This is a genomic window from Streptomyces sp. KLMMK (genome assembly GCF_036961605.1).
GTDB lineage: Bacteria > Actinomycetota > Actinomycetes > Streptomycetales > Streptomycetaceae > Streptomyces > Streptomyces telluris.
On the sequence record NZ_JBAMDC010000359.1, the window covers coordinates 1 to 6546 of the forward strand.

General features: G+C 76.6%; 5 protein-coding genes. 1 reads left to right on the plus strand and 4 read right to left on the minus strand.

Annotated features, from left to right (window positions below; translation table 11 throughout):
- Nucleotides 1-135: 135 nt before the first annotated feature.
- Nucleotides 136-1293 carry an FAD-dependent monooxygenase gene (locus V7793_RS30870; RefSeq protein ID WP_336012773.1) on the minus strand — a complete coding sequence of 386 codons (1158 nt, stop codon included), beginning with the start codon at nt 1291-1293 and terminating at the stop codon, nt 136-138.
- Between the two features lie 206 nt (nt 1294-1499).
- Complete coding sequence (locus V7793_RS30875; protein WP_336012776.1) at nt 1500-3908, minus strand: excinuclease ABC subunit UvrA; 2409 nt, start codon at nt 3906-3908, stop codon at nt 1500-1502.
- A 184-nt stretch (nt 3909-4092) separates the two neighbouring features.
- Here V7793_RS30875 and V7793_RS30880 point away from each other — a divergent pair, with 184 nt between their 5' ends.
- Nucleotides 4093-4281, plus strand: coding sequence for a hypothetical protein (locus V7793_RS30880; protein ID WP_336012778.1), 189 nt, complete (start codon nt 4093-4095; stop codon nt 4279-4281).
- A gap of 13 nt (nt 4282-4294) precedes the next feature.
- Here V7793_RS30880 and V7793_RS30885 read toward each other — a convergent pair whose 3' ends face one another.
- Nucleotides 4295-5812 (minus strand): ABC transporter ATP-binding protein, encoded by a 1518-nt coding sequence (locus V7793_RS30885; RefSeq protein WP_336012781.1) that lies wholly within the window; start codon nt 5810-5812, stop codon nt 4295-4297.
- Nucleotides 5809-6546: ABC transporter permease subunit (locus V7793_RS30890; RefSeq protein ID WP_336012784.1), on the minus strand; the 738-nt coding region annotated here is incomplete at its 5' end. The genes V7793_RS30890 and V7793_RS30885, both read right to left, overlap by 4 nt.

Below are 6546 nucleotides of genomic sequence, written 5' to 3' on the forward strand. Positions count from 1 at the left end.
CCAAGGCGGTGCCCCAGGCCGCCGCCCGGCGAACAGCAGTCACGCCCCCTTCTGCCGCCGCAACGGCGACCAGCCACGACAGCGCGTCCCGGCGGTGGCGGATCTGTCTCGGTCGTTCTCCGGCGGACCGCGGCGTCAGCTGACGGGCGCGTCCCAGTCGACGCGGTAGGACGTCAGCCAGTCGTCGGCGCCGCCGGAGTTCGCGGGTGCCCGCGGCTGCTCGGGCGGGGCGGCGATGCGGCTCGCCATGGCGGCGCTGAGGGCCACCACGCGCTCCACGCGTTCGCGCCGCAGCCGCTCGTAGGCGGCGAAGGCCTGCCGCGGGCCGGGCAGGTCCCGCAGGCAGCGGGCGAGAGTGACGCTGTCCTCGATGGCCATCGAGGCGCCCTGGGCGGCGTTGGGCGCGGTGGCGTGGACGGCGTCGCCGACGAGGACGGCGCGGTCGCCGTGCCAGACGGGGAGGGTGGGGATGTCGTAGGCGTTCACGCCGACGACGGCGTCGCCGGTGGCGGCGACGAGGCCGGTCACGGGGGTGCGGTCGACGGCGAAGGCGTCCAGGACGCGCTGCCGCCACCCGGCGGGGGCGATCGCGGCGAGCGCGGGCCGCGACTGCTCGGGCGCGGGGATGTTGGCGAACCAGTACGTGGTGCCGTCCGGTGCGCTGGTGCAGCCGAAGAAGGCGCGCTGCCCGTAGACCATCCGGTAGGTGCGGCCGGGGACGGCGTGCCCGGCGTCCTGCGTGCGGCCGCAGATCGTGAGCTGGCCGGTGTGGCGGGGCGGGGGCGCCGCGGGGTCGAGGAGGGTGCGGGTGCGGGAGTGGATGCCGTCGGCGCCGATGAGGACGTCGCCCTCGGCGCGGGTGCCGTCGGCGAAGTACGCGACGACGCCGTCGGGGCCGGTGGTGGCGTCCACGAGACGCTTGCCGTACACGACGCGCACGCCGCGGCGCACGGCTTCGTCGCGCAGCGCCCGGTAGAGCGCGGCGCGCTGCAGGGTGCGGGGGCTCAGGCCGTCGTCCCCGGCGCCGGTGAGGGGCCGGGCGCCGAGCCGGTCCCCCGTGGGGCCGAGGAATTCGACGGTGTCGGCGGGGAAGGAGCAGTCGAGCACGGGCCCGTCGGCGCCGACGGCGCGCAGCGCCGCGAGGCCGTTGGCGAAGAGGACGAGGAACGCCCCGAGGTGGTCCGCGCCGGTCGGATGGGCCTCGTGGACGGTCGCTTCGATGCCGGCGCGCCGCAGGGCCATCGCGGTGACGGGCCCGGCGATGCCGCCGCCGATGACCAGGGCGTGGGTCATGCTCCGAGCGTAGCCGGGGAGGGGGGCGGTGCGTCCAGAGCGCGTCGGGGCCCACGCCCGGCCCGGGGCCTCCGCCTGAGGCGCTGCGGGACCCGTCGGCGGTCCGCAGGATGCGGGGTCGGCCGCCGTCGCCTGCGGACCCCTTCACGCGGCGCGGGCCGGACATGGCCGCGCGGCCGGATCCTCCGCACGGCGCGGCCCGGAGGTCAGCCCCAGCCTCCGGCCAAGGCTTCCGCCAGATAGCGCGCCGTCACGCTTCCGGCGGCCTGGGCCACTTCCCGTGGCGTCCCGGCCGCCACCACGCGGCCGCCCGCGGCGCCGCCGCCGGGCCCGAGGTCGAGGACGTGGTCCGCGCCCGCGGCGACCGTCATGTCGTGTTCGACCACGACGACCGTGTTGCCGGCGTCGACGAGGCCGTGCAGCTGGCGCATGAGGAGTTCGGTGTCGGCGGGGTGCAGGCCGGTGGTCGGCTCGTCCAGGACGTAGAGGGTGTGGCCGCGGTGGGTGCGCTGGAGTTCGGTGGCGAGCTTGATGCGCTGGGCCTCGCCGCCGGAGAGCTCGGTGGCGGGCTGCCCGAGGCGCAGGTAGCCCAGGCCGACGTCCTGGAGCGTGCGCAGGCCGCGCCGGGCGGCGGGCACGGCGGCGAGGAAACCCTCGGCGGCGTCGACGGTCATGCCGAGGACCTCGGCGATATTCGCGCCCCGGTAGGTGATCTCCAGCGTCTCGGGGTTGTAGCGTGCTCCCCCGCACGCGGTGCACGGGGCGTACGAGCCGGGCAGGAAGAGTAGTTCGACGGCGACGAAGCCCTCGCCCTGGCAGGTCTCGCAGCGGCCGGCGGGGACGTTGAAGGAGAACCGGCCCGCGGTGTAGCCGCGTTCGCGGGCGCCGTCCGTCGCGGCGAAGACCTTGCGCACGGCGTCGAAGAGGCCCGTGTACGTGGCGAGGTTGGAGCGCGGGGTGCGGCCGATGGGCTTCTGGTCGACGCGCACGAGGCGGTCGACGGCGGCCAGGCCTTCGGCCGTGAACGCGCCGCCGTGGCCTTCGAGGGGCCGTCCTTCCAGCCGGGCGGCGACGGTGTCGGCGAGCACCTGCCCGACCAGCGTGGACTTGCCGGAGCCGGAGACGCCCGTCACGGCGGTGAACACGCCGAGCGGGAACTCGGCGTCGAGCCCGCTCAGGTTGTGCCGGGTGACGCCGCGCAGCTGCAGCGCGCCGGAGGGCTCGCGGGGCGTGCGGGGCGCGGGGGCCTCCTCCGCGAACACGAAGCGGCGGGTCGCGGATTCCGCCACGCCGGCGAGGCCCGCCACCGGGCCGCTGTAGAGGATCTCCCCGCCGTGCTCCCCGGCCCCCGGGCCGACCTCGACGATCCAGTCGGCGCGGCGCACCACGTCCATGTGGTGCTCGACGACGAACAGCGAGTTGCCCGCGGCCTTGAGCCGGTCGAGGACGGTCAGCAGGGCGGCGCTGTCGGCGGGGTGCAGGCCCGCGGAGGGCTCGTCCAGCACGTACACCACGCCGAAGAGGCCTGAGCGCAGCTGGGTGGCGAGCCGCAGCCGCTGCAGCTCGCCGGCGGACAGGGTGGGGGTGGGCCGGTCCATGGCGAGGTAGCCGAGGCCGAGTTCGGTGAGGACCTCGATGCGGGCGACGAGGTCCTGCGCGAGGGTCGCGGCGACGCCGTCGCCCGCGCGGGCGGGGCGGAGCGTCGCGGCGAGGTCGGACAGCGGCAGCGCGGCGAGGGCGGCGATGTCCTGCCCGGCGAAGGTGACGGCCAGCGCCTCCGGGCGCAGCCGCCTGCCCTCGCAGACGGGGCAGGCGGCGCTGACCAGGTGCCGCTCGGCGCGGGCCCGCAGTGCGGCGCTCTTGGAGTCCGCGGCGGTGTGCAGGACGTAGCGGCGGGCGCTCATGTAGGTGCCCTGGTAGGGGCGCTGGATGCGCTCGGCGTCCCGGACGGGGTGGACGGTGACGACCGGCTGCTCGCCGGTGAACAGGATCCACTCCCGGTCCTTCTGCGGGAGCTCGTGCCAGGGCCGGTCGACGTCGTACCCGAGTGCGTCGAGGATGTCCCGGAGGTTCTTGCCCTGCCACGCGCCCGGCCAGGCGGCGATCGCGCCCTCCCGGATCGACAGGGAGGGGTCGGGGACGAGCGACTCCTCGGTGACCCGGTGCACCCGCCCCTGGCCGTGGCACTCCGGGCAGGCGCCCGCGGCGGTGTTGGGCGAGAAGGCGTCGGAGTCGAGGCGCTCGGCGCCTTCGGGGTGGTCACCTGCGCGGGAGAACAGCATGCGCAGGGAGTTCGACAGCGTGGTGACGGTGCCGACGGACGAGCGCGAGGTGGGGAAGGAGCGGCGCTGCTCCAGCGCGACGGCGGGCGGCAGCCCGGTGATCTCCTCGACCCTGGGCGCGCCGACCTGGTGGATCAGCCTGCGGGCGTACGGGGCGACGGACTCGAAGTAGCGGCGCTGGGCCTCGGCGTAGACGGTGCCGAAGGCGAGGGAGGACTTCCCGGAACCGGAGACGCCCGCGAAGACGACGAGGGCGTCGCGCGGGATGTCCACGTCGACGGCTTTGAGGTTGTGCTCGCGGGCACCGCGGACGCGGACGTAGGGGTCGTGCATGTGCGCGATTCTATTGGCCCGGTCCGTCCCGGCCCGGTGCCCCGCCGCCGCGCCCCGGCGGGACCCGAACACGGTGACGGGGGATCGATTCAGCCGTTCACGTGCGGGTGACACCACACATGGCCCGGTGCACGGAAGGGCAGGGTGTCGCCGCCGTCAACTCCCGCCAGAAGAAAGGCCTTTCATGCGTCGCATCGCCGCCGTAGTCCTCGGAGCCGCCTGCCTCCTGGGGGTGAGCACGACCACCGCCGCAGCCGCGCCCGACCCTGCAGCTGCGCTCGCCTGCGCTGTCGGCGACGTCACGGGGCTCGTCGACCCGGCCGCCCCCGGGCTCCCGGCCGAGGTTCCGGCCCTGCACTGCCTCGCCCCCTGACCCGTACCGGCACTCAGGAACCCGGGGGCCGGGCGGCCCGCCCGCGCACGCGCCCCGCCTCCACCACGACGGTCCGCCCCGCGACGGCGGCCGTCGCGGTGTCGTGGGTGATGAGCACCAGCCCCGGCCCGCCCGGCTCGCGCACCAGCGCCGTCAGCAGGTCGAGGATCCCCCGGCGGGTGAGCGCGTCCAGCCCGGACGTGACCTCGTCGCAGATCAGGACCCGGGGCCGGGCCAGCAGAGCCCGGGCCAGGGCCGCCCGCTGGAGCTCGCCGCCGGAGAGCTCGCCGGGGCGCCGCCCCGTGTGCTCCGCGCCGAGCCCCATGCGCGCGAGCAGCGCCCGGGCCTCCTCCTCGGCGGCGGCCCGGCCGAGGCCGCGCAGCCGCACCGCGGTACGGGCGACCTGGCCGAGGACGGACCGGTGCTCGTCGAAGGCGGCCCGCGCGTCCTGGAACACGTACTGCACGGCTGCCAGCTCCGCCCTGCCGCGCCGTCTCAGGCTGCGCGGCAGCGGAGCCCCGTCGAGGGTGACGACGCCGTCGTAGGCGGGGTGCAGTCCGGCCAGGCAGCGGCCGAGCGTGGTCTTGCCGCTGCCGGACGGCCCGGCGACCGCGACGCACTCGCCGGGTTGTACCGAGAAGGAGACGTCGCGGAGGACGCCGGGAGCACCGGGGTGGTGGGCGGTCAGGGAGCGGGCTTCGAGGACGGGAGGCCGGTCCGGCGCCCCGGCGCCGTCGTCTTCACCGGCCCCGAGGACCTCCGCCTCCGACTCGCCTTCCTGCAGCAGCTCCCGTGTCCACGCGTGCCGCCGCGGCCCCGCCCAGATCTCCTCCGGCGTGCCCTGGTCCACCACCTTTCCCTCGCGCATCACCAGGACCTCGTCCGCCAGGGCGCGGACCAGGTCCAGGTCGTGGCTGAGGAGGACCACGGCGATGCCCCGGCGGGCCACCGCCGCGAGCTGGGCGGCCACGCGTTCCTTCGTACGGGGGTCCTGGCCGGTCGTCGGCTCGTCGGCCACCACGACGCGCGCGCCGAGCAGCAGCGCCTGGGCGAGGACGACGCGCTGCTGCTGCCCGCCCGACAGCTGGTGCGGGTAGCGGGCGAGCACCTCGTCCGGGCCGGGCAGCTGCGCGTCCCGCAGGGCGTCCCGGACCCGCGCGCGGGCCGCCTCGCGCCGCGCCCTGCGGGGCAGTTCGCGGACCTGGCGGCGGGCGATGTCGTACAGGAGGCCGCTCACCCGCCGGGCGGGGTTGAGGACGGACGCGGGGTGCTGCGGCACGTACCCGGTGAGCCCCTGCGCCACGCGCACCTCGCCCGTGACGCGCGCGCCCGGCGGGTACTCGCCCAGCAGCGCGAGGCCCGTCGTCGTCTTCCCGCTGCCGGACGCGCCGACGAGGGCCGTGACGCGCCCCGGCCGGGCCGTCAGGCTCACGCCGTCGACGATCGCCCGCCCGCCGGGCACCACCACGCGCAGCCCGCGGACCTCGGCCACGGCGCCCTCCGGGCCCGCCGGACTCTCCGGACCGTTCACAGCTGCCTTCCTTCCTTGCGCGCGGGTGTCCCGCGCACCGCGTCGAACAACAGGTTCGTGCCGACGGACAGGGCCACGACCAGCACGGCGGGCACGACGACGGCCCACGGCTGGACGAACAGCCCGGTGCGGTTGCGGTCCACCATCACGGCCCAGTCGGGGGCGTCCGGCCCCGCGCCCACGCCGAGGAAGGCCGCCGTGGCCACGAGGTAGAGCACACCGGTCAGCCTGACGCCCGCGTCGGCGGCGAGGGTCCCGGCCATCGAGCGCCCCACGTACCCGGCCGCGATCCGCCACCACGACTCGCCCTGCATGCGCAGGGCCTCCACCGAGGGCCGGGAGGCCACCTCGGCGGCGCGCGCCCGGACGATCCGCGCCGCGTCGGGGATGTTGACGAGGGCCGCCAGCAGTGCGAGCCCGGCGGGGCCCGGCGGGCGGACCGAGGCCACCAGCAGGACGAGGAGGAGGGAGGGCACGGCCAGCAGGACGTCCAGGGGGCGCAGCAGCACGTCCTCCAGCCACGTCCGCCGGGTGAGCGCCGCGGCCAGGCCGAGGGGCACGGCCACGGCGTAGGCCAGGACGGTGGCGGCGAGGGTCACCAGGACCGCCGAGCGGCCGCCGAGGAGGACCTGGCGCCACACGTCCCGGCCGGCGAAGTCCGTGCCGAGCCAGTGCCCTTCGCCGAGCGTGAACGACGTGCCGCGCGGGCCCGGCTCGCCCGCGCACCACGGGCC